The sequence below is a fragment of the Streptomyces sp. WMMB303 genome, from assembly GCF_029351045.1.
GTDB lineage: Bacteria > Actinomycetota > Actinomycetes > Streptomycetales > Streptomycetaceae > Streptomyces.
Map to the genome: position 1 here is coordinate 2,652,623 of NZ_JARKIN010000001.1, position 24,598 is coordinate 2,677,220.

The 24,598-nt window shown below is 74.3% G+C and carries 21 protein-coding genes; 5 read left to right on the forward strand and 16 right to left on the reverse strand.

Going from position 1 to position 24,598, the window contains the following annotated elements:
* Positions 1–50: 50 nt before the first annotated feature.
* On the reverse strand, positions 51–1,214 hold the full coding sequence (locus P2424_RS11825) for a 5-(carboxyamino)imidazole ribonucleotide synthase (protein WP_276475714.1): 1,164 nt from the start codon (positions 1,212–1,214) through the stop codon (positions 51–53).
* Between the two features lie 126 nt (positions 1,215–1,340).
* Here P2424_RS11825 and P2424_RS11830 point away from each other — a divergent pair, with 126 nt between their 5' ends.
* A complete protein-coding gene (locus P2424_RS11830) occupies positions 1,341–1,796 on the forward strand; it encodes a protease inhibitor I42 family protein (RefSeq protein ID WP_276475715.1) in 456 nt (151 codons plus the stop codon).
* A 155-nt stretch (positions 1,797–1,951) separates the two neighbouring features.
* Positions 1,952–2,647 carry a GtrA family protein gene (locus tag P2424_RS11835; protein ID WP_276475716.1) on the forward strand — a complete coding sequence of 232 codons (696 nt, stop codon included), beginning with the start codon at positions 1,952–1,954 and terminating at the stop codon, positions 2,645–2,647.
* Here P2424_RS11835 and P2424_RS11840 read toward each other — a convergent pair.
* Both P2424_RS11840 and P2424_RS11845 read right to left on the reverse strand, forming a co-directional pair.
* Positions 2,567–3,853: an ATP-binding protein gene (locus tag P2424_RS11840; protein ID WP_276475717.1), complete on the reverse strand. Its 1,287-nt coding sequence runs from the start codon at positions 3,851–3,853 to the stop codon at positions 2,567–2,569. The genes P2424_RS11835 and P2424_RS11840 overlap by 81 nt on opposite strands.
* Positions 3,854–4,002: 149 nt before the next feature.
* Positions 4,003–4,683 carry a response regulator transcription factor gene (locus P2424_RS11845; protein WP_276475718.1) on the reverse strand — a complete coding sequence of 227 codons (681 nt, stop codon included), beginning with the start codon at positions 4,681–4,683 and terminating at the stop codon, positions 4,003–4,005.
* Positions 4,684–5,005: 322 nt separating this feature from the next.
* Between P2424_RS11845 and P2424_RS11850 the strand changes: the two genes are divergently transcribed.
* A complete protein-coding gene (locus P2424_RS11850; RefSeq protein ID WP_276475719.1) occupies positions 5,006–6,532 on the forward strand; it encodes an oligopeptide:H+ symporter in 1,527 nt (508 codons plus the stop codon).
* Between the two features lie 251 nt (positions 6,533–6,783).
* Here P2424_RS11850 and P2424_RS11855 read toward each other — a convergent pair whose 3' ends face one another.
* Positions 6,784–7,260 (reverse strand): ATP-binding protein, encoded by a 477-nt coding sequence (locus P2424_RS11855; protein WP_276478936.1) that lies wholly within the window; start codon positions 7,258–7,260, stop codon positions 6,784–6,786.
* Between the two features lie 389 nt (positions 7,261–7,649).
* Complete coding sequence (locus P2424_RS11860; protein WP_276475720.1) at positions 7,650–8,048, reverse strand: STAS domain-containing protein; 399 nt, start codon at positions 8,046–8,048, stop codon at positions 7,650–7,652.
* A gap of 260 nt (positions 8,049–8,308) precedes the next feature.
* Here P2424_RS11860 and P2424_RS11865 point away from each other — a divergent pair, with 260 nt between their 5' ends.
* Positions 8,309–9,298 (forward strand): RNA polymerase sigma factor SigF, encoded by a 990-nt coding sequence (locus P2424_RS11865; RefSeq protein WP_276475721.1) that lies wholly within the window; start codon positions 8,309–8,311, stop codon positions 9,296–9,298.
* Positions 9,299–9,469: 171 nt separating this feature from the next.
* Here the strand turns inward: P2424_RS11865 and P2424_RS11870 are convergent, their stop codons facing one another.
* Together P2424_RS11870 and P2424_RS11875 are read right to left on the reverse strand one after the other, a co-directional pair.
* Positions 9,470–10,009, reverse strand: a complete 540-nt coding sequence (locus tag P2424_RS11870; protein ID WP_276475722.1) for a MarR family winged helix-turn-helix transcriptional regulator — start codon at positions 10,007–10,009, stop codon at positions 9,470–9,472.
* On the reverse strand, positions 10,006–11,532 hold the full coding sequence (locus tag P2424_RS11875; RefSeq protein ID WP_276475723.1) for an MFS transporter: 1,527 nt from the start codon (positions 11,530–11,532) through the stop codon (positions 10,006–10,008). Before P2424_RS11875 ends, P2424_RS11870 begins: the two co-directional genes overlap by 4 nt.
* Before the next feature lie 318 nt (positions 11,533–11,850).
* Between P2424_RS11875 and P2424_RS11880 the strand changes: the two genes are divergently transcribed.
* Positions 11,851–13,053, forward strand: coding sequence for a serine hydrolase domain-containing protein (locus tag P2424_RS11880; RefSeq protein WP_276475724.1), 1,203 nt, complete (start codon positions 11,851–11,853; stop codon positions 13,051–13,053).
* Here the strand turns inward: P2424_RS11880 and P2424_RS11885 are convergent.
* The 9 genes from P2424_RS11885 to hutU all read right to left on the reverse strand — a co-directional run bounded on the left by P2424_RS11885 (position 13,015) and on the right by hutU (position 24,458).
* Positions 13,015–13,986: an NAD(P)-dependent oxidoreductase gene (locus P2424_RS11885; RefSeq protein WP_276475725.1), complete on the reverse strand. Its 972-nt coding sequence runs from the start codon at positions 13,984–13,986 to the stop codon at positions 13,015–13,017. The genes P2424_RS11880 and P2424_RS11885 overlap by 39 nt on opposite strands.
* Positions 13,983–15,218, reverse strand: a complete 1,236-nt coding sequence (locus P2424_RS11890) for a cytochrome P450 (protein WP_276475726.1) — start codon at positions 15,216–15,218, stop codon at positions 13,983–13,985. Before P2424_RS11890 ends, P2424_RS11885 begins: the two co-directional genes overlap by 4 nt.
* Complete coding sequence (locus P2424_RS11895; protein WP_276475727.1) at positions 15,215–16,708, reverse strand: class I adenylate-forming enzyme family protein; 1,494 nt, start codon at positions 16,706–16,708, stop codon at positions 15,215–15,217. Before P2424_RS11895 ends, P2424_RS11890 begins: the two co-directional genes overlap by 4 nt.
* Complete coding sequence (locus tag P2424_RS11900) at positions 16,708–17,517, reverse strand: glycosyltransferase (protein WP_276475728.1); 810 nt, start codon at positions 17,515–17,517, stop codon at positions 16,708–16,710. The genes P2424_RS11895 and P2424_RS11900 overlap by 1 nt, the downstream gene beginning before the upstream one ends.
* Positions 17,514–18,551: a ketoacyl-ACP synthase III gene (locus P2424_RS11905; protein ID WP_276475729.1), complete on the reverse strand. Its 1,038-nt coding sequence runs from the start codon at positions 18,549–18,551 to the stop codon at positions 17,514–17,516. Before P2424_RS11905 ends, P2424_RS11900 begins: the two co-directional genes overlap by 4 nt.
* A 70-nt stretch (positions 18,552–18,621) precedes the next feature.
* Positions 18,622–19,821, reverse strand: coding sequence for an imidazolonepropionase (gene hutI, locus P2424_RS11910; protein WP_276475730.1), 1,200 nt, complete (start codon positions 19,819–19,821; stop codon positions 18,622–18,624).
* A gap of 79 nt (positions 19,822–19,900) precedes the next feature.
* Positions 19,901–21,481: a formimidoylglutamate deiminase gene (locus P2424_RS11915; protein WP_276475731.1), complete on the reverse strand. Its 1,581-nt coding sequence runs from the start codon at positions 21,479–21,481 to the stop codon at positions 19,901–19,903.
* Positions 21,478–22,704 carry an allantoate amidohydrolase gene (locus P2424_RS11920; protein ID WP_276478937.1) on the reverse strand — a complete coding sequence of 409 codons (1,227 nt, stop codon included), beginning with the start codon at positions 22,702–22,704 and terminating at the stop codon, positions 21,478–21,480. Before P2424_RS11920 ends, P2424_RS11915 begins: the two co-directional genes overlap by 4 nt.
* 83 nt (positions 22,705–22,787) lie before the next feature.
* A complete protein-coding gene (gene hutU, locus P2424_RS11925) occupies positions 22,788–24,458 on the reverse strand; it encodes a urocanate hydratase (protein ID WP_276475732.1) in 1,671 nt (556 codons plus the stop codon).
* Positions 24,459–24,598 lie beyond the last annotated feature (140 nt).

The following is a 24,598-nucleotide window of genomic DNA, read 5'->3' on the forward strand; positions in this document are numbered from 1 at the left end:
GACCGGCTCGCCGACCGCGCGCCGCCCTGCGGTGCGCGCTGCCCGCGGGCTCACTCCACGACGGTGCCGCGCAGATATCCGGCGGCGTGCGCGGCGCGCTCCCGCACTTCGGCGAGATCGTCACCGTAGACGTTGACATGCCCCACCTTGCGGCCGGGCTTCACGTCCTTCCCGTACATATGGATCTTGAGCTGCGGGTCGCGGGCCATGCAGTGCAGGTACGCCGCGTACATGTCGGGGTAGTCGCCGCCCAGCACGTTGGCCATCACCGTCCACCGCTCCCGGCAGCGCGGGTCGCCCAGCGGCAGGTCGAGCACGGCGCGCACGTGGTTGGCGAACTGCGAGGTGACGGCGCCGTCCTGGGTCCAGTGGCCGGAGTTGTGCGGCCGCATGGCCAGCTCGTTGACGAGCAGCCGTCCGTCGGCGGTCTCGAACAGCTCCACGGCCAGATGCCCGACGACACCCAGCTCGTGCGCCACCTTCAGCGCGATCTGCTGGGCGCCCATCGCGAGGTCCTCGGCCAGCTCGGGGGCGGGGGCGATCACTGTGTCGCAGACCCCGTCGACCTGGACGGACTCCACGACCGGGTAGGCGACGGCCTGCCCGTGCGGGGAGCGCACGACGTTCGCCGCCAGCTCCCGCGCGAAGTCGACCTTCTCCTCGGCGAGCACGGCGACGCCCGCCTTGAAGGGCTCGGCCGCGTTCGGGTCGTCGGCGCCGCGCACGACCCACACGCCCTTGCCGTCGTAGCCGCCGCGCACCGTCTTGAGGACGACGGGGAAGCCGTCGCCGGCGCCGGGGGCGGCCCCCTCCGCGGCGAAGGCGGCGACATCCCGGGGGTCGCTCACCAGGCGGTTGCGCGGCGCGGGCACACCGAGTCCGGCGAGCCGGGCGCGCATCACGCCCTTGTCCTGCGCGTGCACGAGCGTGTCCGGCCCGGGGCGGACGGGGATGCCGTCCGCCTCCAGGGCGCGGAGGTGCTCGGTGGGCACGTGTTCGTGATCGAAAGTGATCACGTCGCAGCCTTCGGCGAAGCGCCGCAGCGTGTCCAGATCTCGGTAGTCGCCAACGACAACGTCGTTGACGACTTGTGCCGCCGAGTCCTGCGCCGTATCGGAGAGAAGCTTGAACCTGATGCCGAGCGGGATGCCCGCCTCGTGGGTCATACGAGCGAGCTGGCCACCGCCGACCATGCCGACCACCGGGAATGTCACGGCTCCAGGGTACGGCGCACCGGAGGGCGCCCGGTCCGCCCGGGCCCCGGCACCCCCGCTGCCCTATGCTCGGCGCCGGTCGGTCCTGACAGGGACCTGCGGAAAACGGGGGCCGGATTGCGGCGTATGAAACCAGCCACACTGGCGCTGTCCGTCCTGCTGGCCGCCACGGCCTGCGGCGGAGGCGGTGGCAGCGGCGGTGACGACGGCGGGACCGGCGTCCCGCGGCCGCGCGAGTTCGGTACCGACCGGACCCGGGTGCGGGTCGGCCCACACGAGACGTTCGTACTGAAGGTCCCCTACCGGCCCTCGGAGGGGTACGGCTGGGTCGTCCGCGGGAAACGGCCCGATCGGCGGATCCTCACCCGGCTGAGCACCACCAGCCACGGCTTCACCCCGGACCGGCCGGGCGACCGCGGCGAGCGCTGGTACACCTTCCGGGCCGAGCGGCACGGCAGCACGGAGTTCACACTGCGGGAGTGCTTCGGGTGCGGGGCCGGGCGCCCGGAAGGTGACGTCCCGGGCGGGGACCGTCCCGTCCGGGACGTCACCTTCCGGGTCACGGTCGTGGACCGACCGTGACCGGGCCGCTCACCGGCCGGCACCGCGTCCGGAAACCGGCCGCCGCGGCGCAACCCTCGGCGCCCCTGTGTGCGTCAATCGCCCTACAGGGCGAACGCACGCCTGGTTAGCATGGGGCAGCTTCGACACCGACCGAAACGGGGCGCAGTATCGCTATGGGTGAATGGCGCACGATGCGCCCGGGACTGGAACGGCTTGTGCGCGAACTGGGCAAGTTCGGCGCCGTCGGTGCGCTGGGCTTCCTGGTGAACGTCGCGATCTTCAATCTGTGCATCCACACGTTCCAGCTCGCACCCATCCGCTCCGGCGTCATCGCGCAGGTCGTCGCGATCGGCACCAACTACCTGGGCAACCGCTACTGGACCTACCGGCACACCGACAAGAACCGGATCCACCGCGAGACGGTCCTCTTCTTCCTCTTCAGCGGGGCCGGGCTGGTGCTGGAGAACGGCATCCTCGCCCTCTCGCACTACGGCTTCGGCTACACCTCGACGCTCGCGGACAACATCGCCAAGAACGTCATCGGGCTCGCCGTCGGCACCGCCTTCCGCTTCTGGGCGTACCGCACCTGGGTCTTCCGGGCGCGCACCAAGGCGCCCGCGCGGACCCGCGGGGCCGACGCAGCGGGACCGACGACCGACGGCCCGGCCCCGGAGCAGGGCGGCGCCGCGGACGGACCCGCGAGCGGCAGGGCCGCAGGAGTCGGCGAGGCGGCTGCGCTGCGGGACGACGCCCCGGCAGGAGTGCGACTGGCCGTCGGTCCGGCTGCCTCAGCCGGAGCCGGACGCATCGAGGTCGGCGGCCTCGCGGCTGAGGAACAGCGCGAAGACCGGCGGCAACTGCTGAAGTAGCTCCAGCCGCCCACCGTCCGCCTCCGCGAGGTCCCGCGCCACCGCGAGGCCCAGGCCGGTGGAGTTGTGCCCGCTCACCGTCCGCTCGAAGACCCGCGAGCCGAGCGCCTCGTCCACCCCGGGACCCTCGTCCGTGACCTCCACGACCACCTGGTTCCCGGTCACCCGGGTGCGCAGCGCGACCGTCCCGGCGCCGTGCATCAGCGAGTTCTCGATCAGCGTCGCCAGCACCTGCGCCACCGCACCCGGCGTGCCCACGGTCCGCAGCCCCGTCTTGCCCGAGCGCACGATGGCCCGGCCCGCGCTGCGGTAGGCGGGCTTCCACTCCTCTATCTGCTGCTTGACCACCTCGTCCAGGTCGAAGCTGACCGCCGAGCCGGTACGCGGGTCACGGGAGTTGGTCAGCAGCCGCTGCACCACGTCGGTGAGCCGCTCGACCTGGGCGAGCGCGATGGTCGCCTCCTCCTTGACCACGGCGCGGTCCTCGGGCTCGTCGCCCTCGGCCATCGCGATGATCTCCTCCAGCCGCATGGACAGCGCGGTCAGCGGCGTCCGAAGCTGGTGCGAGGCGTCCGCCGCCAGTCGGCGCTCGGCGGTCAGCATCCGCCCGATCCGGTCCGCACTGCCGTCCAGCACGTCCGCGACCCGGTCCAGCTCCGGTACCCCGTAGCGCCGGTGCCGGGGCCGCGGGTCGCCGGAGCCGAGGCGCTCGGCGGTCTCGGCCAGGTCGGTGAGCGGGGCCGCCACCCGGTGCGCCTGGCGGACGGCGAGCACGGCCGCGGCGATCACCGCCAGCAGTGCCACCGCGAGGATGATCAGCAGCGTGCGGCCGACCTCGGCGCGCACCGCCGCCCGGGACGCCTGGACCGTGATGCGTTCGCCGTGCGCGCCGGTCTGCCGGGACTCGACGACCTCGCCGGAGGGCTTGTCGCCGACCTCGATGGGACGGCGGCCGGGCAGTTCGACACGGATGTAGCGGACGTAGCGGTCCTTGGAGGTGGTGACGCCGATGGACTCCTCGGTCACCCGCTCCCCGGCCACCAGCCGGCTCTCCACGGTGGAGACCAGCCGGACCGCTTCGGAGCGGACGTTCTCCTCGGTGCTGTTCTCGATCGTGCGGGACTCGACGATGACGAGCGAGATCCCGAAGACCGCGACGACCACCAGGACGACGGAGAGGATGGACAGGATGAGCCGACGGCGCACGTGCTGGCTTCTTTCCTAGCTGTTCCGGGGGCTGGGGGGCGGTGTGCGGGGCGCCTCCGGGTCGGGGGGGGTCTCCCGGTCCGTCCGGAGGGCCCCGGCCGGGCCGGCCCTTCGCGGCGGCCCCCGGCTCCCTCGCGGACCGGAGGGCGTCAGCTCTTCTCGAAGCGGAAGCCGACGCCCCGCACGGTGGCGATGTAGCGCGGGTTGGCCGCGTCGTCGCCGAGTTTCTTGCGCAGCCAGGAGATGTGCATGTCGAGCGTTTTGGTCGAGGACCACCAGGTGGTGTCCCACACCTCGCGCATGAGCTGGTCCCGGGTGACCACCCGGCCCGCGTCCCGGACCAGCACCCGCAGCAGGTCGAACTCCTTTGCGGTGAGCTGGAGCTCCTCCTCACCCATCCAGGCGCGGTGGGACTCGACGTCGATCCGCACGCCGTGGGTGGCGGGGGGCTGGGCGGGCTCTGCTGGCGTGCCGCGGCGCAGCAGGGCCCGTACACGTGCGAGCAGCTCGGCGAGCCGGAAGGGCTTGGTGACGTAGTCGTCGGCGCCCGCGTCGAGGCCGACGACGGTGTCCACCTCGTCGGCGCGCGCGGTCAGCACGAGGACGGGGAAGACATGGCCCTCGTTGCGCAGCCTGCGGCACACCTCCAGGCCGTCCATGCCGGGCAGCCCCAGATCGAGCACGACCAGGTCGATTCCCTCGCTCAGTCCCGCGTCGAGCGCAGCGGGACCGTCCTCGCGGACCTCGACCTCGTATCCCTCCCGACGCAGGGCGCGGGCCAGGGGCTCCGAGATCGATGCGTCATCCTCGGCGAGCAGTACACGGGTCATGCACCGATGGTAATCCGCGTGGCGGAGCGCCTGTGGGGACCTGGCGCGTTCCCTCTGCCGCCACTGACGATCCCCAGGTGATATGAACACGACACCGTCGAAACAGCGGGAGGGTTGCACGGTTCACCTGTGATCTGTCTCGCAAGCCCTTCCCTCGGGCCGCAGACCGTGACCTATGGTGAATGCACTTATGTAGTGAACGTCGAGGACTCCTGGCGCCACAGCACCACGGCCAGGGGTCCTTCTCCGTGTACGGGCCCCGCTTGCGAGCAACGCCGCTGGTCAGCGCGGCCCCGCAGCGCAACGGCAAGGAACACCGATTATGGCGCCCAGCCTGACGAAGGACGCCCCCGGCAACACCGGCGGCAGGACCTTCTTCGGCCACCCACGAGGTCTGGCCACGCTCTTCATGACGGAGATGTGGGAGCGCTTCAGCTTCTACGGCCTTCGCGCCCTGCTCGTCGTCTACCTCGTGGCCGGCGGGCCGGACGCGGGCGAGGGCGGCGCGGGCCACCAGGGCGGCGGCCTCGCCATGGACCTGGCGACCGCCACCGCGATCTACTCCGTCTACAACGCCATGGTCTACCTGCTGACCATGCCGGGCGGCTGGTTCGGCGACCGGCTCTGGGGACCCCGCAAGACGGTCACCGTCGGCGCCGGGATCATCATGCTCGGCCACCTCACCCTGGCGGTGCCGGGCGAGGGATCCTTCTTCGTCGGCCTCGCGTGCGTGGCCACCGGCTCCGGGCTGCTGAAGGCCAACATCTCCAAGATGGTCGGCGACCTCTACAACGGCCCCGACGACCCGCGACGGGACGGCGGCTTCACGGTCTTCTACATGGGCATCAACGCGGGCTCCTTCCTCGCCCCGTTCGCCATCGGCACCGTCGGCCAGACCGTCAACTGGCACCTGGGCTTCGGCATGGCCGCCGTCGGCATGGGCCTCGGCCTGATCCAGTTCCTCGTCGGCTCGCGCCACCTGGACCCCCGCAGCAGCCAGATCCCCTCGCCGCTCTCGGCACAGGAGAAGTCGGCCGTACTGCGCAAGGCGCTGCTGTGGCTGATCGTCGCCGTCCTCTTCTACGGCGTCGTGGTGGCCACCGGCACCTTCACCCTGAACTGGGCGATGATCCCGCTCACCGTCCTGGGCCTGCTCATCCCGCTCGGCATGCTGGTACGGATCAAGCGCGACAAGGACCTCACCCGGGCCGAGCAGGGCCGGATGACCGGCTACATCTGGTTCTTCGCCGCGGCGGCGATCTTCTGGATGATCTACGACCAGGGCGCCTCCACCGTGCAGGCGTTCGGCGACGCCAAGACCACCACGCAGGTGCTGGGCTGGCACTTCCCCTCGACCTGGTTCCAGTCGATCAACCCGCTCTTCATCATCCTGCTCGCGCCGCTCTTCGCCGCGCTGTGGCTGTCGCTGAACCGGCGCGGCAAGGAGCCGTCGACCACCGTGAAGTTCGCCTTCTCGCTGGTCGTGATGGGCCTGTCGTTCTACGTCTTCGTCATCCCGATGGGCATGGCCTCCGGCGGGACGAAGGTGAGCCCGATGTGGCTGGTCCTCATCTTCCTGCTGCACACGATCGCGGAGCTGTGCCTCTCGCCGGTGGGCCTCTCGGTGACCACCAAGCTGGCCCCCGCCAAGTACGCGAGCCAGCTGATGGGTGTCTGGTTCCTCGCCGTGACGGCGGGCGACAGCATCACCGGCCTGCTGTCCATCGGCGGCGCCGACCTCAGCACCACCGGCGTCGTCGCCGTCGAGGCCACCCTCTCCGCCCTGGCGGGCTTCGCCATCTACATGTACCGGCGGCAGATCGCGGCCACGATGGACGAAGTCCAGTAGTGCCCCGCGTCCGGATCCGTCCGGACCTGCCGGACCCCTGATCCGTCGGACTCCGCCGCGCAGCCGCGGCGGGGTCCGACGGCGTTCGGACGGGCCGCGGGACGCATCGCGGCCCCGCGGGCCGGGAAGTGGGACTCCGTGGCCGGAGCGACCGGCGTGATCGGCACCGCCCGCCGGGAGGTTCGGGCGGCACGGGCCGGCGGAAAGAGAGAAGAGTGGAAGGGCGCCGCAGGGCGCCGCAGCGGGCCGCTTCAGTGCGGGGCGGCGAGTTCGGCCCACACGGTCTTGCCCGAGCCCTCGGAGTTGCGGACGACGCCCCAGTCCAGGCACAGCCGCTGGACGATGAACATCCCGTGCCCGCCGGGCCGTCCGGCGCGGTGCGGGGTGCGCGGGGACGGGGAGCCGCTGCCGGGGTCGACGATCTCCAGGCGCAGCACCTTCGCGTTGGCGCCCACCCGCAGCTCTTCGGGGCCGTCGGCGTGCAGGCACGCGTTGGTGACCAACTCCGAGACGACGAGCAGGACGTCCTCGGCCGCCGCGCGCTGGTCCGCGGTGGCGGCGGGCAGCCAGCCCCAGTCCTGCAGGGCCCGACGGGTGAAGTCCCGGGCCCGCGGCACGGCTCCGCTGGCGCCGACCAGCCGCAGCCTGCGGACCTGCCGCATCGGCTGCCCCGCCCGGCGTGCGGCCCCTGTCGCGGCCGAGGCCGTGCTCTCCGCAGCGGTCCCCATGGCGCCACTCCCCCCTTCGGGTTCGGGTGCGGACGGCCCGGCGGCCCCGGAGCCGGAGGCTCCCGAGAGCTGCTCACGCCCCGCGTCCGTACCGGTACGCACCCGTGCGTCAGCACTCCCGGCGGCACCGCACCCCGGGCCCGCGGTCGCCGGAGTGCCCTCGGGCTCCGGACCGCGGTCGCCCGCCGGTTGCGGCCGGGTGGTGCTCATCAGTGGTTCACCTCACCGATCACCGGTTGCGTTTCGCCGTCCCGCGCCGCCCCGCAGCAGTGCGGGACCGTGACGCGCTGTACACGAATGTCTGACAGATTCGATGGACTCCTGCCCGGACGCACCGTGAGAACACTTACGGATTCGGCCGGACCTGTGTGATGCGCGTAACGCCCTGATTACGACTCGGGCTGCTGTTCCGTTCCCGAGGGGGTCCGGAGCGCGGATTCGAGGGTGTCGTGCACGGTGAAGACCGCGCTGGCGCCGGTGATCTCGAAGACGCGTGCCACCACGGGGAGCATTCCCGCCAGGTGGACGCCGCCGTCGGCCTCCTCCGCCTTCAGGCGGGCGGCGAGCAGCACGTTCAGCCCCGTCGAGTCGCAGAACTCGAGCCGCGAGCAGTCCACGACGAGGCGGCTGTAGCCCTCCTCGACGCTCCGCTCCAGCGGCTCGCGCAACAGCTCGGCGGTGTGGTGATCGAGCTCACCTTCAGGGGTCACCACGGCACTGATTCCCTCGTGCCGTACCTCGACCGTCAGCCGACCCTGGCTCGTGCTGCCGGGCATCCCGCGGTCCATGCACACCCCTTCTGATTCATGTGAGGGCCTTCACTGCTTCCCCCGTCGAGCGGTTCGCAACCCTACGCCTTCGACGGCCCTACCGGTAGCCGAACATCGGACAGATTGGTCACAGACGGACATAAGGAGCTTGCCCTCGCTGTGCAGGAACAGGTAGGTCTAGTAGGGATACCGAAACACGTCGGCCCTGGAGGCGCCGCACCCCGTAGTGCACGTCACGGCTTCGGCAGCCATATGCCGAGAAACCATGGAGGACAGCCATGTCACCCCGGCTCGACAATGGGATATCCGACCCCGCGCACGCGCAGGTCGAGGCCCTTCCCGCCGTTCCGGAGCAGCGCAGCACGGCTCGGCTGCCGGATTCCCGGTCCCTGACCCCCGAAACCCTCGGCGACCCGGCGAGCGCCGAGCAGATCGCGGAGGCGGTGGAAGCCGACCTCTTCGACCAGCTCCAGCTCCCCGAGATCCCACCCTATGACGAGGTCGGCCCGCTGGACGCGCGGGCCCTGTCCAAGACGCTGTTCGAGCGGCTGGAGAACCTCGACGAGGGCACCCACGAGTACGCGTACGTCCGCAACACCCTGGTCGAGCTCAACCTCGCGCTGGTGAAGTTCGCGGCCTCCCGGTTCCGCTCCCGCAGCGAGCCCATGGAGGACATCGTCCAGGTCGGCACCATCGGTCTCATCAAGGCGATCGACCGCTTCGAGCTGAACCGCGGCGTCGAGTTCCCCACCTTCGCGATGCCGACGATCGTCGGCGAGATCAAGCGCTTCTTCCGCGACACGTCCTGGTCGGTGCGGGTACCCCGGCGCCTCCAGGAACTGCGGCTCGACCTGGCCAAGGCGGGCGACGAACTCGCCCAGAAGCTGGACCGGGCGCCGACCGCGGAGGAGTTGGCCAAGCGGCTGAACATCTCCAGCGAGGAAGTCATCGAGGGCATGGCGGCGAGCAACGCCTACACCGCCAGCTCGCTGGACGCACAGCCCGAGGAGGACGACACCGAGGGCGCGCTGGCCGACCGGATCGGCTACGAGGACCACGGGCTCGAGGGCATCGAGTACGTGGAGTCCCTGAAGCCGCTGATCGCCGAACTCCCCCCGCGGGACCGCCGGATCCTCTCGCTGCGCTTCGTGGCGAACATGACCCAGTCGGAGATCGGTGAGGAGCTCGGCATCTCGCAGATGCACGTCTCCCGGCTGCTCTCCCGCACCCTGAGCAAGCTCCGCAAGGGGCTGATGGTCGAAGAGTGACGCGGGGTGCCGCCCCACGAGGTGCGGCCCGCTCCGTGTGCCGAGGGCCCGGCCGGACGACGCAGTCCGGCCGGGCCCTCGGCCTGTCCGCGGCGGGGAAGCCGGGTCCGGGGCCGGGCCCCGGCCGGAGCGGGTACCGCCGTCCTGATCCGGCACCCGGCACCCGGCACTTCAGGATCCGGAACGCCCGTCCGCGGGGCCGGTGTGCAGCGCCCGGTCCAGAATGCGGGCCAGAGCCGCCAGATCCGCCGCCGCCAGGCCGCGGAGGGCCGGGGGCGGGTTGTCGGTGATCCGCGCCATCTCGGCCGCCGCCTCGGCTCCCGCCTCGGTGACCTCGACCAGTTTGGAGCGGCGGTCGGCCGGATTCGGCTCCCGCGTGACCAGTCCGCGCCGGACCAGGTAGTCGATGGAGAGCGTGGTGTAGGGCGCGTCGGCGAACAGGGCGGCGGCCAGCGCGCTGAGCGTGAGCGGGCCCTGGTCCGCGACGTAACGCAGCGCCTTGGCGCGGAAGTAGCTCATCCCCAGCGCCTCGACGACTCGGGGCCGCACGTCCGCGGTCTCCAGGACGAGGGTGCGCATGCCGCGCCAGACCCGGACGGCCTCCTGCCCGACGGCGTCGGATCCGGGCGAGCCCGCGCCGCTTCCCTCGCACACCCCGGACTCGGACTCGGTGCCCTCCGGTCCGCCGTGCGCGGACTCCGTGCTGTTCATCCCGCTGCCTCGCTGCTCGTACGCCCCGCGGCCGGACGCCGCGCCGCCTGGTCACCCCCGTCGCCCGCGTCGCTCCCGTCCAGCAGATGGGCCGCGCGGCGTGCCGTCTCCCGGGCCCGGTGGCCGGTGGAGAGGATACCGAGCGCGAGCACGGCCAGCCCGCAGACGGAGACGATCCACCAGGCGGTCCGTTCGGTCTCCTGGAACCCGGCGGCCTGCTGGAGGCCGCCACCCGCGCCGAAGCCGCCCGCGGCCATGACCGCGCCGATGACGGCCACTCCCAGGGAGGAGCCGACCTGCCGGCTGGTCGAGGCGACCGCGGCGGCGACACCCGCCTGCGCTCGGGGCATGCCCGAGACGGCGGTGTTGGTGATCGGCGCGTTGACGAGGCCGAAGCCGATGCCGAAGAGCACGTAGCCGGTGAAGAGCACCCCCAGCGGCAGGTCGGCCGAGACCGTGCAGGCCAGCAGTATCCCCGCGGCGGTCATCCCGGCGCCCGCCGCCACCAGCGGCAGCCGCGGGCCGCGGGAGCCCACCAGGCGGCCGGAGAGCGGCGCGCAGACCAGCGTCATCAGCGCCATCGGCAGCATGCACAGTCCGGCCCGCAGCGCGCTCAGCTGCCGGACCTCCTGGAGGTAGAGCGACGTGACGAAGAGGAAGCCGCCCAGCGCCGCGAACGCGCACACCGCTGTCGCGACCGCACCCGTGAACGGCAGGCTGCGGAAGAAGCGCGGGTCGACGAGGGGTTCGGCGCGGCGCGATTCGTAGGCCACCAGCCCGGCCAGCGCGCCGAGCGCGGCGGCCAGGCAACCGAGTACCAGCGGCGAGCCGAAGCCGTGCTGCGGGCTCTCGATGATGCCGTAGGTGAGGGTGCCGAGCAGGACGATCACCAGGAGCTGGCCCACCGGGTCGGCCCTGCGGGCCCGGGGCGCGCGGGACTCGGGGATGTACCGGGTCGTCAGCAGCCAGGCGGCCAGGCCGACCGGCACGTTCACCCAGAAGATCGCCTGCCAGCCGCTGACGTCGACGAGCAGCCCGCCGAGCAGGGGGCCGGCCGCCATGCTGATACCGACGACCCCGCCCCACACGCCGATCGCGCGGGCCCGCTCGCGGGGTTCGGTGAAGGTGTTGGTGATGATCGACATCGCGACGGGGTTGAGCATCGAGCCGCCCACCGCTTGCAGGGCGCGGGCCGCCACCAGCCAGCCGAGCCCCGGTGCCAGGCTGCACAGCAGCGAGCCCAGGACGAACAGCAGCAGCCCCCAGCGGAAGATCCGCCGGCGCCCCAGCCGGTCCGCCGTCGAGCCGGACAGCATCAGCAGCGCGGCCAGGACGAGGGTGTAGGCGTCGACCACCCATTGCAGGCCGGACACCGAGGCGCCCAGGTCCGCGCGGATGTCGGGCAGCGCCACGTTGAGCGCCGTCGTGTCGAGGCTGACGATCAGCAGCGACATGCAGCAGATCGCCAGCACGAGCTGCCGGCGGCGCGGCGGGAGTTCGGCGTCGGACACAGCAGCCCCCATCGCTTATACGAATACAACAGTTGTGACTGTATAATCACCTCCTGGCCGCTGACGAACCCGACCGCCTCCGGGTGTGGGCTGCCGACGCTTCCGACAGGTCACGCCGCGGAGCCGCCGGCCCGCGACCGCCTCGCCGCCCCTCCCGCCGGTGATCCACCGCGAGCGGCCCTAGGGACGATCCCCGTCACGTCCCGACCCGGCCCCGGCACGGGGGCAGGGCGCCGTCAGGGAGCACATCCTCCGCGACGGCGATCCGGGGTCCGGCCCCCGGCGGAAGGATCCTCCACGTACCGGATCCCTTCCCCTGCGGAGTGCATCGTGCCCATACGTCTGCGGAACACCCTCCTGGCGGCGCTCGTGGTCGCCGGACTCACCGGCCCCGCGGCGGCGCCCGCCCTCGCCCAACAGCCCGGCGTGACGGCGGAGGTGACGCGGCAGCAGGACGACGGCCCCGACACCGCCGCGTTGGACAAGGCGCTGCGGGGACTGCCGGACGAGACGACCACCGCGGCCCTCGCCCGCGTCGGCGGGAAGGGGGACTGGCACGGCAGTTCCGGCGTGCGGGACCTGCGCAGCGGCCGGAAGGCCCTGGAGCACGCCCGGTTCCGGGCCGGGTCCACCACCAAGGTGGTGACCGCGGCGCTGGTGCTGAAGCTCGCCTCGCAGGGCCGCATCGACCTCGACGGTACGGTGCAGCACTACCTGCCCGGGCTGCTGACCGACGCGTTCGAGCCCATCACCGTGCGGCAGTTGCTCACCTTCACCAGCGGGCTCAAGCCGGGCGACGGCCTCGGCCCGGTTTCGGGGGAAGGGTACGAGAACCGCTTCAAGACCCTCACTCCCGAGCAGGTGGTCGCCTCGTCGGTCGCCAAGGGGCCCTACCGGGGAGAGGGCGAGGGGCCCGGCAGGAAGCAGCGGTACGCCAACATCGACTACACCGTTCTGGGGCTCCTCGTCGAGAAGGTCACCCACGACTCCTACGCGCACCAGGCGTGGCTGCACGTGCTGCGTCCGGCCGGGATGCGGCACACGTCCTTCCCGCGCGGCGCCGACCCGCGGATCCACGGCGCGCACAACCGCGGATACCAGCGCCTCGACGACGGCCGCCTGGTGGACGCCACCGAGTGGAACATGTCCGACCGCTGGGCGGCCGGTGACATGATCTCCACCACGGCCGATCTGGAACGCCTCCTGTTCGCCCTCTTCCGCGGCGAGATCGTGCCCCAGCCGCTGCTTGAGCGGGAGATGTTCACCGTGCCGGACATCGACGGCGCCACCATGAGCGCCGGACTCCAGCGGTACGACGCGGGCGACGGCCTGGTCCTGTGGGGCAAGAGCGGAGCCCGCCCCGGCTACAACACGCTGCTGGTCGGCACCCGTGATCTGTCCCGGACCCTCGTCTACAGCCTCAACTCGACCGATGCCAAGGGGCCGACCATGAACCCGGTCGGGGAGCGGCTGCTCGCTGCCGCGTTCGGCCCCTCAGCGGTTCCCCCGTCGGAGGCGCGCCGGTCGCGCTGAGGGCCGGCGCTCCACCACCGACGCCACCGCGCCGGCGTAGTCGGCCAGGGTGCGCGGAGCCCGCCAGCCCTGGCGGCGGGCCCGGGTGACGTCGAGCACGACGCTGTGCGCGAGCTGGTCGACGGCGTACCGGGTCAGCGGCGGCTCGGTCCGCGGGCGCAGCCGCCAGAGCTGCTCCGCGGCAGCCCCCGCCGCCCGGGCGAGCGGCACCGGGAGGTGTTCGACCCGGGCGTGCACCCCGTGCGCCGCCAGTACCGTGCGCACTGCCTCGTCCCGGCGATAGGGCACGGGGTCGGCGATGTTGTAGGCACCGGGCGGCCATCCGCCGTCCGCCGCGGCCAGGCACGCGTCGGCGAGGTTCTCCACCGCGGTCAGACTGAGCCGCACGTCGCGCCCCGGGAGCAGCAGCAGTCCGCGCCGCACCCGGCCCAGCAGCCGCGGCACCAGGTGCGGGTCGCCGACGCCGTAGACCGCGCGGGGTCGCAGCACCACGGCTCCGGCGGCCATCGCCAGGGCCTCGCCCTCCGCTTTGGTCCGGCCGTAGGCGTTCAGTTGCGCGCCGATCGGGTGCTCCTCCCGGATCCGGGCCCGTCCGGGGCCCGGCGCGTACACGCTGGCGCTGCTGACCCACACCACCGGCCGCCCCGCCGCCGCCTCCAGCAGCCGGGCCGTTCCGGTGACGTTCACGGCCCGCATCGCCGCCTCGGCCGCCGAGCCGGCGGCCGGATCCCCCACCGCCGCCGCGCAGTGCACCACCACGTCGGCCCCGCCCAGGTCCGGCACCTCGTCCGAGGCGGCGTCCCAGCGCAGGTGACGGCCGACCGGGCCGGGCCGCCGCCCCACACACCGCACTTCGGCCCCCCGTACGGCGGCGGCCCGTGCGACGTAGGAGCCGCAGAAGCCGCTCGCGCCGGTGACGGCGATCGTGGTCATGGCGCCTCCCCGTTGTGGTGGGTGCTTCGCTCCTCGTCCCGGTGCCTGCCCCGCGGTGCCGGTGGCGCGGGGCCCGGCCGGACGGTGAGCGTGCGCCAGGCGGGCAGGACCGCGCGGCGGTCGGCGCGGGCGCGGACGACGACGGGCCGGTGCGGGGCGAGCTCGGCCAGCAGGTCGGCGAGCTGGGTCCGCGCGAGCCGGGCTCCGGGGCAGGTGTGCGGCCCCGCGCCGAAGACGAGCCGGGCGACGGCGGCGGGTACCGGTGCGGGGCAGCGGGGCGCGTCCCGGTGGGCGCCGACCGCGTGCCGCGCGACCAGCACCAGCCGGTCGCCGCGCCGCACCGGGCAGCCGCCCAGCGTTCCGGGGGCGGCTGCCCGGCGGGGCAGTACCGGCGAGGGTGCCGTCACCCGCAGCAGTTCATCGACCAGGGTTTCGCGGGCTGCCGGATCGGCGGCCTGCGTCCACAGTCCGGCGTCCGCGCACCAGGCCACGGCCCGGGGCAGCGCCGCCGCGGTGGTGGCGACCGCGGCGACCGCCACCACGGCCCGCAGCGCCGCCCCGGCACCGGCACCGGCGGCGGTCCCGGCCCGGTCCCGCAGCAGTTCCTCCAGCCGGGCCGTGGCGCGGGCGGCCGCCCGGGCGGTGCCGGGGCGGCGCGGACCGGGGAGATGGTCGCGGACGGCGGCCGCCGCGGCGTCGGCCGCGGCCCGCGCGACGGCGGCCGGGTCGGCGGTGGTGCCCAGCAGAGCGCAGACCGTGGCGCCCGCCATCTCCCGGGCCAAGGTGACCGTCTCCACCTCGCGGCCGTCCGCCAGCGGGGCGAGACGGCGGGCGAGGATCTCCTGCCACACCGGGCGCAGCCGCTCCGTGCCCGCCGTGCCGAGGTCCTCGGCGAGGGACCGGCGGGAGCCGCGGTGGCCGCTGCCCTCCTGGTCGAACAGGGCGCCCCCGCCGCAGAGTTCGCGGGCGGCGCCGCCCGTGGTCCCGGGTGCCGTACGATCCAGCGGCAGCCGGGTGAGGGCCTGCCGGTAGGCGTCCGTGCCGTGCACCAGCACGGTGCGGCCGAGCCGGACCACGGGGCCGCGGCGGGTGGCCGCCAGCAGGGCGAAGAGCACCGGGTGGCCACGGGTGTAGACGCGGCGGTCCCGGCGGCGGGCCGCACGCGCACCGGGCGGCCGGGCCCGCGACGCCGAAGCCCCCCGCGCCGCGGTCCGCACGCCCTCGCCGCTCATCGGCCCACCGTGGCCCGGCCCGCCGTCTCCCGGCGTCGCCCCGCGGCCAGCAGCGCGGTCGCGGCGCGGTCGGGCTTGCGGGAGCGGCCGGACAGCGGGATGTCGGCGAGCAGCACCGCGTCCGGGCGGGCCGTGCCCATGCGGCGCAGCGGCCCCTCCAGCGCTCCGCGCAACCGCCGCCGGTCGGTGCCGGGGCTGGGCTGGACGACGGCGACGAGCTGTTCGTCGCCGTCCGGCGCCGGAACACCGACCAGCAGCGCGAGGTCGACACCGGGCACGTGCAGCGCGGGCTCGTACAGCCCCGGGTAGATGTTCTCCGCGCGGCGCAGCACCATGTCCTTCATCCGCCCTTCGAGCACGAGCCGGCCCCGGCCGTCCAGGTGGGCGCGGTCGCCGGTGGCGATCCACGGGTCGGGCTCCTCGCCGAGGCAGCGATGCCGGGCGCCGGGGCCGGTGAGGAGGAGTTCCCCGCTGTCCGCGGTGCGCGCGGCGACGCCGGGCAGCGGCGCGCCCAGCAGGTCACCGGCTCCCTCGTACGCCGCCTTGGCTTCCTGTTCGACGGCTGCGGCGGGGAAGAGTTCGGTCAGCGCGTACACGCCCCACGCCTCGGCGGCACCGGCCTGCTTGACCCGGGTGAGGAGGGCCGCGCTCGCGGGCGCCGAGCCGGTCCACACGCGTCCGGTGAAGCGGGCACCGGCGGTGAGCGCGGCCCGCAGCCGAGGGGGCGTCAGGTAGCTCGCCTGGGGGCGCAGCCGGTCGAGTTGCCGGGCCAGGACGCGGGGTGCGCGGGCGGGCAGCGCGACGGGGGCGCCGGCGGTCAGCGCGGGGACCAGGACGAAGAAGGTGCCGCCGAGCACGGGCCGCCCGGCCGTGGGCCGTACCAGGTCGGCGACCGTCGCCATCCCGGCGGCGAGGGAGGCACGGGAGTGGACGACGGCCCGGGGATGGGAGGTGGTGCCGGAGGTGAAGACGACGACGGCGTCCCCGTCGTGGTCCGCGCCCCGGGGGGCCGGGTGCGGGCCGCGCCGCAGGGCGGGGGCGCAGCCGGGCAGCCGGGGCCCGAGCGTCGCCACCGGGCCGCCGAGTCCGGCGAGGTCGGGGAGAGCGAGCCGGGCGCGGCGGGCCAGCGGGCGCGCCCACCCGGCGACGGCCTGCGCCGCGGCGTCGGCGAGCACCAGGTCGGGCCGGGCCAGGGCGAGCCGGGCGCGCAGCACGTCGGGGCCCGCGCCGGGGTCGAGTACGGCGGCGCGCAGCCCGAGCCGCCAGCCGGCCAGCAGCACGGCCAGGGCGCGGGGTCCGGGCCGTACGGCGACGCCGAGGGTGGCGCCGGGCCGCAGGCCGCGGTGGTGGAGGGCGGCCGCGTAGTGGTCCGCCAGGTCGGCGAGGTCGCCGCGGGTGGCCCGGACCCGGGTGCGGCCGGTGGGACCGGCGTCCAGGACGGCGGGCAGGTGCGGGTCGCGGCGCAGTGCGGCGTGCAGGGTGTCGAGCATCAGCGGGGGTCCTCTCCGTGTCGGCCCGGCCCCTTGTCGAGGTACCAGCGTGCGGTCGTCAGCAGTCCGTAGGCGCGCAGCCGCCGGGTGGAGTTGGCCACGACCATGCGGCGCTCCCGGACGACGGCTGCGGTGGTGCGGCGGACCCGGTTGAGGAAGAGCCGGTCGGTGGGTGAGGGGCGGCGCGGCATGCCGCCGGCGTCCTGGTAGAGCCGGGCGGTGAGGGCCATGTTGTTGCCCGCGTGCATCCGGTAGGGCACCAGGTAGCCGCGGCTGCGCCGGTGTGCGGGGCGCAGCCGTCCGAAGAGTGCCGCGAGGGCGACCAGGAGCCGGAAGGCGGCGCGGCCCGCCGGTCCGTGCTCGTCCGGGCGGGCCGTGATGCGGCCGCAGACCAGTCCGGCTCCGGCGTCGAGCGCGGCGCGCGCGGCGGCGGTCCAGCCGGGCTGTGGCAGGCAGTCTGCGTCGGTGCGGGCGAGGAGCGCGGCGCCGTGCGCGATGGCGTACCGGAAGCCGGTGTCCACGGCACAGCCGACGCCTTTCTGCGGCTCGGTGACGACGTGCACGGGGAACGGCGCCCGCCGGGCGAAGTCGCGGGCGAGGCCGGCGGTGCCGTCGGTGGAGGCGTTGTCGACGACCAGGAGGGTGAAGTCCCGGTCGTTCTGGGCGGCGAGCGCGGCCAGGGTGCCGGGCAGCCGCGCGGCCTCCTGGTGGGCGGGGACGACGACCCACAGGGCTCCGGCGGGCCGGGCCGCTGCCGTGGCCGCCCGGGCGGACGGTGCGGGGGCCGGGGAGGGGAGGACCGGTGTCATGCCTTCTCCCAGACCATCGTCATGAGGCTGACGCCGCCGCCGAGGCCGACGAGCAGTACGCGGTCGCCGGGCTCCAGCCGGTCGTGGATCAGGTCCAGTTGGACCCCCAGGGTGGCGCTGGCGAGGTTGCCGAGTTCGGGCACGGTCACCACCAGGCGGTCCCGGGGCACCCCGGTCAGCTCCACGAAGCGCTCCAGGTACGGCAGCGTCACCTGGTGGACGAGGATGTGCCGGAAGTCCTGCCACTCCAGTCCGGTGCGGTGCCGCATCCGGTCCAGCACCGAGGTACCGACCTTCTCGAACACGTCGCGCAGTTCGGCGCCGTCGCCGTGGAACCAGGTGTACTCGTCGCCGCGCGGATGGCGGGATCCGCCGCCGGGTATCCCGCCGACGTCCCAGTGTTCGGAGCGGGTCTCGGTGCCGACGTCGAGGATGCCGCCGCCGGGCACGGACTCCAGCACCACGGCCGCTCCGGCGTCGCCGAAGGTGTATCCGGCGAACACCTCCCGGAACCGGTCGAGGTCGGCGGGGGCGTGCTGCACGGCGCGGCTGGGCGTCTCCCCCGTGACGACGAGGGCCCGGCGCGCCCGGCCGGCCAGCAGCATGCCGCGGGCGAGGTCGATCCCGCCGACGAAGCTGTTGCAGGCGTTGGTGACGTCGAGCGCGTGGGCCCGGGAGCCCAGCGCGTGCTGCACGATGTGCGCGGTGGCGGGTTCGGCCACGTCACGGGTGGCGGAGGCGAACAGGAGCAGGTCGATGTCCGGCGGGGCGAGTCCGGCCCGGTCCAGCGCCGTCCGGGCGGCGCGGACGGCCAGCGTGGAGGCGTACTCGCCGTCGGCGGCGACGCGGCGGGTCCGGACGCCGGTGGCCCGCTCGATCATCCGCGGTGGAATCGGCAGGCCGCTGCGCTCGACGACGGTCCGCCGGAGCTGCTCGGAGTCCACGATCCGCTCCGGCAGCGCCGAACCGACCCCCGTGATACCCACGCCCGTTGCCGCGGCGGGCCGGTCGGCGAAGGTGCTGTGTATCCCCATGCCCGGGAGGCTAGGAAGCCGGGGCGGGCGCGGGCATGAGTGCGGATACTCAGCTGCCCGCGCCGGGTACCTACCGGTTGCCGCGCACGTGGCGCACGCCGCGCCGCCAGACGTCGGAGACGAGGGGGACGCCCGGCCGGTAGGAGAGGTGGACGTGCGAGGGGGCGTCGAGCAGGGCGAGGTCGGCGCGGGCCCCGGGGGAGAGCCGTCCGACGTCGGTGCGGCGCAGGGCGCGGGCGCCGCCGGCGGTCGCCGACCAGAGGGCTTCGTCGGGCGTCATGTTCATCTCCCGTACCGCCACCGCGATGCAGAACGGCATCGAGGAGGTGTACGAGGAGCCGGGGTTGCAGTCGGTGGACAGCGCGACGGTGACGCCCGCGTCCAGCAGCCGGCGCGCGTCGGGGTAGACGGCGCGGGTGGAGAACTCGCACCCCGGCAGCAGCGTGGCCACCGTGCTGCCCTGGGCCAGCGCGTCGATGTCCGCGCTGTTCAGGTGGGTGCAGTGGTCGGCGGAGGCCGCCTCCAGCTCGACGGCGAGCCGCACCCCGGGGCCGTGCGTCAACTGGTTGGCGTGCACCCGGGGCACCAGCCCCTTGGCCCGGCCGGCGGTGAGGATGGCGCGTGACTGGTCCTCGTCGAAGGCGCCCTCCTCGCAGAAGACGTCCACCCAGCGCGCGTGGGGGGCGCACGCGTCGAGCATCTCCCCGGCGACGAGCGCGGTGTAGGCGTCGGGATCGTCGGCGTACTCCGGCGGCACGATGTGGGCGCCGAGGTAGGTGACCTCCTCGACGCCGGCCTCGGCCGCCACCGCCAGGGCACGGGCCTCGTGCTCGGCCGTCAGCCCGTATCCGGACTTCGTCTCGACGGTCGTCGTGCCCTGGGCGGCCAGCTCCGCCAGATGCGCCTCCAGGGTGGCCGCCAGGTCCGCGTCGGACGCCGCGCGGGTCGCCTGCACGGTGGTGCGGATACCGCCGGCGGTGTAGGGACGGCCCGACATCCGGGCGTTGAACTCCTGGGTGCGGTCGCCCGCGTAGAGCAGATGGGAGTGGCTGTCGACGAACCCGGGGACGGCGGCCCGGCCGCCCGCGTCCACGGTCTCGTCGGCGGCGGGGGCCTCGCCGGTGGGTCCCACCCAGGCGATGTGACCGTCCTCGACGACCAGGGCCGCGTTCTCGATGAGCCCGAGCGGGCTTCCGTCGCCCTGTGCGGGGTCGTTGGTGACGAGGGTGGCGAGGTTGGTGAGGGAGAAGGTGGCAGGCCGTCGGCTCATGAGGGTCGGTCCTTGGTCGCGGGAGGCACGGGCACGGAGGGGGCCGCGGTGCGCGGCTGTCACGGGCGGCGGGTGGCGGTCAGGGGCGGAGGGCGGCGACGGCCCGGGCGAGGGCTTCGGGCACGGAGTCCACGAGGGTGTGCGCACCGTCCCGCACCACCTGCCGGCCGCCGACCACCGTGTGGCGGACGTCGGCGGAGGTGGCGGCGAACACGGTCGTCTCGGCGGCCAGCCGGGCCACCGGCCCGGCCGTGCGCACCGAGTCGAGCGCGACGGTGGTGAAGTCCGCCGGTGCCCCGCTCTCCAGGCGGCCCGCCTCCGGCCGGCCGAGGGCGGTGTGCCCGCCCGCGGTGGCGGCCCGCAGCAGTTGGCCCGCCGTCCAGTGGCCGCGGGTGCGGCTGGCGAGCCGCTCGTCCAGTTCCAGCGCGCGGGCCTCCTCGAACAAGTCGATCACGGCATGGCTGTCGCTGCCCAACGAGAGTGCGCACCCGGCACGTTCGAGGGCGGGGGCCGGTCCGATGCCGTCGGCGAGGTCGCGTTCGGTGGTCGGGCACATGCACACGCCGGTGCGGGAGCCGCCGAGCAGGCGGACGTCGTCCGGCGTCAGATGGGTGGCGTGCACGGCGGTGGTCCGCGCGCCCAGCACCCCGTGCTCGTCGAGCAGCGCGGTCGGGGTGCGGTCGTGGGCGCCGCGGCACGCCTCGTTCTCGGCGACCTGCTCGGACAGGTGGACGTGCAGCGGCGCGTCCCGCCGCCGGGCCCACTCGGCGACGGTGTGCAACTCCCGGGCGGGCACGGCCCGCACCGAGTGCACCGCGGCGCCGACCCGCGCGTGGTCGCCCTGCGGGGTGAAGGCGGCCGCGCGTTCGGCCCACGCCTCCGCGCTGCCGTCGCTGAACCGCTGCTGCTGCCGGGTGGGCGGTTCGCCGCGGCCGTCCTTGCCGATTCCGGCGGCGAGGTAGGCGGTGTCCAGCAGGGTGATGCGGATGCCCGCGTCGGCCGCGGCCGCGACCAGCGCGTGGCTCATGGCGTTGGGGTCGTCGTAGCGTGCGCCGCCCGGCGCGTGGTGCAGGTAGTGGAACTCGCCCACGCAGGTGATCCCGGCGAGCGCCATCTCGGCGTACACGGCCCGGGCCAGCGTGTAGTAGCTGTCCGGGGTGAGCAGCGCCGCCGTCCGGTACATGGTGTCGCGCCACGTCCAGAAGGTGCCCGAGCCGACCTGGACGGTGCCGCGCAGGGCGCGGTGGAACGCGTGCGAGTGGGCGTTCGCCAGCCCGGGCAGGGTCAGTCCGTGCAGGACGACGGCCCCGGGGGGCGGCGCGGGGACGTCGGTGCGGACGGCGCCGAACCGGCCCTGCGCGGTCACCTCCAGGACGACGTGCGGCTCGACGGTGCCGTTGAGCCAGGCGTTCTCGCACCAGTAGACCTTCGCGGCGGGCGCACCGCCGGGTTCGGGGCCGGTCGATCCGGGGTGCGGCCCGGCGGCCGCGGCCGGCGTCGCGGCGGTCCTGCGCGACGCGGTCGCCCCGGCCTCGGTCTTCCCCGTGGCCGCGGGTCCCGCCCCGGCCGGCCCCTTCCCGGCGGTTCGGCTCCCGGGTCGTCCCGCGCCGGTCGGCGCCGTGCGCGTCCGGGTCGGCGGCGTCGGCGTCTCGGTCGTCACATCAGACCTTCCAGTACATCGGCGAGCGCGGTCACGCCCGCCGCGCAGTCGTCCTCCTCCGCGAACTCGGCCGGCGAGTGCGAGACACCGGTCGGGTTGCGGACATACAGCATGGCCGTGGGCACCGAAGCGGACAAAATACCCGCGTCGTGTCCGGCGCCGGTGGGCAGCACCGGCACCTCGCCGCCGAGCAGCGCGCGGACCCGGTCGCGCAGCGCGTGGTCGAACTCGACCAGCGGCGTCGCCGACTCCCCGGTGACCTCGACGTGCACGCCGTCCCGCCCGCCCCGCTCCCCGGCGGCGCGTTCGATCTCGGCGACGACACCCTCCAGCGTTCCCGCGTCCGGGGCCCGCGCGTCGAGCCAGCCGCTGACCTGTGACGGGATGGCGTTCACCCCGTTCGGCTGCACCGCCACCCGGCCGAAGGTGGCCAGCGCACCCGCCAGCCGCGCCTTCTTGCGGGCCGCCAGGACGGTGTTGGCGTAGGTGAGCATCGGATCGCGGCGGTCCTCCAGCCGGGTGGTGCCCGCGTGGTTGGCCTCGCCCCGGAAGTCGAACCGCCAGCGGCCGTGCGGCCAGATCGCCGACGCGACGGCCACCGGGTGCGCGGTTTCGGCCAGCGCCCGGCCCTGCTCGATGTGCAGTTCGACGAACGCGCCGATCCGCGCCAGGCGCTCGGGGTCGGGGCCGAGCGTCCCGGGGTCCTGCCCGGCGGCTTCCATGGCCTGCGCGAGGGTCACCCCCTCGGCGTCCCGCAACGCGTGGGCGTCCTGCCGGGTCAGCGCGCCGCTCGCCAGGCGGGAGCCCACGCAGGCCAGTCCGAAGCGGGCCCCTTCCTCGTCGGCGAAGTTGACGATGGCCAGCGGACGGGTGAAGGCGGTGCCGCGGGCGCGGAGCTCGTCGTGCGCGGCGAGGGCCGACAGCACCCCCAGCGGGCCGTCGAAGGCGCCGCCGTCGGGGACGGAGTCCAGATGCGACCCGGTCACGACCGCGTCACCTGCGGACCCGTCGGCTGCGGGCCCGGCACCGGGGCCGCCGGTCCCCTCGGCGTCGGGCCCGGCCCAGGCCCACTGGTTGCCGTTCCGGTCGACCTCGTAGGCCAGTCCCCGGACCGCGGCCTGCTCCCGGAACCACTGCCGGCACTCCAGGTCGGGTCCCGTCCACGCGAAGCGGCGGTACCCGCCGCCCGCGGACCGGCCCAGCGGCAGCAGCTCCCGCCACATCTGCCGGAACGAGGGCGGCGGGCCGCCGTCCCCCGCCGGCTGCGGCCGCGGCCCGGGCCCGGCGGCCCCCTCGTGGGCCTCCATCAGACATCCCCCTCGCGCATCGGAATGCGGACGCCGCGGTCCTCGGCGACGGCCTCCGCCTCCGGGTACCCGGCGTCGACGTGCCGGATCACTCCGGTGCCGGGGTCGTTGGTCAGGACCCGGCGCAGCTTCTCGCCCGCGAGCGCCGTGCCGTCGGCGACGGTGACCTGGCCGGCGTGCAGCGAGCGGCCCATGCCGACCCCGCCCCCGTGGTGCAGGGAGACCCAGGTGGCGCCGGAGGCGACGTTGAGCATGGCGTTGAGCATGGGCCAGTCGGCGATGGCGTCGGAGCCGTCGCGCATGGCCTCGGTCTCGCGGTACGGCGAGGCCACCGAGCCGCAGTCCAGGTGGTCGCGGCCGAGTACGAGCGGCGCCGCCAGTTCCCCGGCGGCGACCATGTCGTTGAAGCGCTCGCCGGCCGCGGCCCGCTCGCCGTAGCCGAGCCAGCAGATCCGCGCCGGGAGGCCCTGGTAGTGCACGCGTTCGCCGGCCAGCTTCAGCCAGCGGGCGAGGGAGGTGTTCTCCGGGAAGAGGTCGAGCAGGGCCCGGTCGGTGGCGGCGATGTCGGCGGGGTCGCCGGAGAGGGCGGCCCAGCGGAAGGGTCCCTTGCCCTCGCAGAAGAGGGGCCGGATGTAGGCGGGGACGAAGCCGGGGAAGTCGAACGCGCGCGCGTACCCGGCGAGCTGGGCCTCGCCGCGCAGGGAGTTGCCGTAGTCGAAGACCTCGGCGCCCGCGTCCTGGAAGCCGACCATCGCCGCCACGTGCGCGGCCATCGACTCGCGTGCCCGGAGGGTGAAGTCGGCGGGCTTCTCGGCGGCGTACGCGGCCATGTCGGCGAAGTCGACACCGGCGGGCAGGTAGGCGAGCGGGTCGTGCGCGGAGGTCTGGTCGGTGACGATGTCGATCGGAGCGCCGTCGGCGAGCATCCGGGGCAGTACCTCGGCCGCGTTGCCGAGCAGGCCGATGGAGAGCGGGCGGCGTGCGTCCCGGGCCTCGACGGCGAGCCGCAGCGCGTCCGCGGCGTTCTCGGCACGGACGTCGAGGTAGCCGTGTTCGATGCGGCGGGCGATCCGCGAGGGGTCGCACTCGACGACCACGGCGACACCGTCGTTCATGGTGACGGCGAGCGGCTGGGCACCGCCCATCCCGCCGAGCCCGGCGGTGAGGGTGATGGTTCCGGCGAGCGTGCCGCCGAACTTCTTCGCCGCGACCGCCGCGAACGTCTCGTAGGTGCCCTGGAGGATGCCCTGGGTGCCGATGTAGATCCACGAACCGGCGGTCATCTGGCCGTACATGGTCAGGCCGAGCTGCTCCAGCCGCCGGAACTCCTCCCAGTTGGCCCAGTCGCCGACCAGGTTGGAGTTGGCGATCAGTACGCGCGGGGCCCACTCGTGGGTGGTCATCACCCCGACGGGGCGCCCGGACTGGACGAGCATCGTCTCGTCGCCGCGGAGGGTGCGCAGAGTGCGGAGCATCGCGTCGAAGGACGTCCAGTCGCGGGCGGCCTTGCCGGTGCCGCCGTAGACGACGAGTTCGTCGGGGTGCTCGGCGACCTCGGGGTCGAGGTTGTTCTGCAGCATCCGCAGCGCGGCCTCCTGCTGCCATCCGAGCGCGCTCAGCTCGCTGCCGCGCGGTGCCCTGACCGGGCGCGGTCCTGCGGTGCTGGTCATGTGGCCCTGCCTCCTCGACTCGCGGCGTACGCGCGCGCCGGGCGTGCCACGCACTCCGGGGGCGTACGCGCACTCAGTGGTCGCGTATCGAATCTATTCACCAACGATACGCATTGAATAGTTCTAGTCAACGGTGCGCC

Bases quoted from the DNA above. Each gene is read 5' to 3' on its own strand.
- P2424_RS11830 (WP_276475715.1), top strand. From the start codon at position 1,341: ATGAAACCAGCCACACTGGCGCTGTCCGTCCTGCTGGCCGCCACGGCC.
- P2424_RS11835 (WP_276475716.1), top strand. From the start codon at position 1,952: ATGGGTGAATGGCGCACGATGCGCCCGGGACTGGAACGGCTTGTGCGC.
- P2424_RS11845 (WP_276475718.1), bottom strand. From the start codon at position 4,683: ATGACCCGTGTACTGCTCGCCGAGGATGACGCATCGATCTCGGAGCCC.
- P2424_RS11850 (WP_276475719.1), top strand. From the start codon at position 5,006: ATGGCGCCCAGCCTGACGAAGGACGCCCCCGGCAACACCGGCGGCAGG.
- P2424_RS11855 (WP_276478936.1), bottom strand. From the start codon at position 7,260: ATGGGGACCGCTGCGGAGAGCACGGCCTCGGCCGCGACAGGGGCCGCA.
- P2424_RS11860 (WP_276475720.1), bottom strand. From the start codon at position 8,048: ATGGACCGCGGGATGCCCGGCAGCACGAGCCAGGGTCGGCTGACGGTC.
- P2424_RS11865 (WP_276475721.1), top strand. From the start codon at position 8,309: ATGTCACCCCGGCTCGACAATGGGATATCCGACCCCGCGCACGCGCAG.
- P2424_RS11870 (WP_276475722.1), bottom strand. From the start codon at position 10,009: ATGAACAGCACGGAGTCCGCGCACGGCGGACCGGAGGGCACCGAGTCC.
- P2424_RS11875 (WP_276475723.1), bottom strand. From the start codon at position 11,532: ATGGGGGCTGCTGTGTCCGACGCCGAACTCCCGCCGCGCCGCCGGCAG.
- P2424_RS11885 (WP_276475725.1), bottom strand. From the start codon at position 13,986: ATGACCACGATCGCCGTCACCGGCGCGAGCGGCTTCTGCGGCTCCTAC.
- P2424_RS11890 (WP_276475726.1), bottom strand. From the start codon at position 15,218: ATGAGCGGCGAGGGCGTGCGGACCGCGGCGCGGGGGGCTTCGGCGTCG.
- P2424_RS11895 (WP_276475727.1), bottom strand. From the start codon at position 16,708: ATGCTCGACACCCTGCACGCCGCACTGCGCCGCGACCCGCACCTGCCC.
- P2424_RS11900 (WP_276475728.1), bottom strand. From the start codon at position 17,517: ATGACACCGGTCCTCCCCTCCCCGGCCCCCGCACCGTCCGCCCGGGCG.
- P2424_RS11905 (WP_276475729.1), bottom strand. From the start codon at position 18,551: ATGGGGATACACAGCACCTTCGCCGACCGGCCCGCCGCGGCAACGGGC.
- hutI (WP_276475730.1), bottom strand. From the start codon at position 19,821: ATGAGCCGACGGCCTGCCACCTTCTCCCTCACCAACCTCGCCACCCTC.
- P2424_RS11920 (WP_276478937.1), bottom strand. From the start codon at position 22,704: ATGTGGCGGGAGCTGCTGCCGCTGGGCCGGTCCGCGGGCGGCGGGTAC.
- hutU (WP_276475732.1), bottom strand. From the start codon at position 24,458: ATGACCAGCACCGCAGGACCGCGCCCGGTCAGGGCACCGCGCGGCAGC.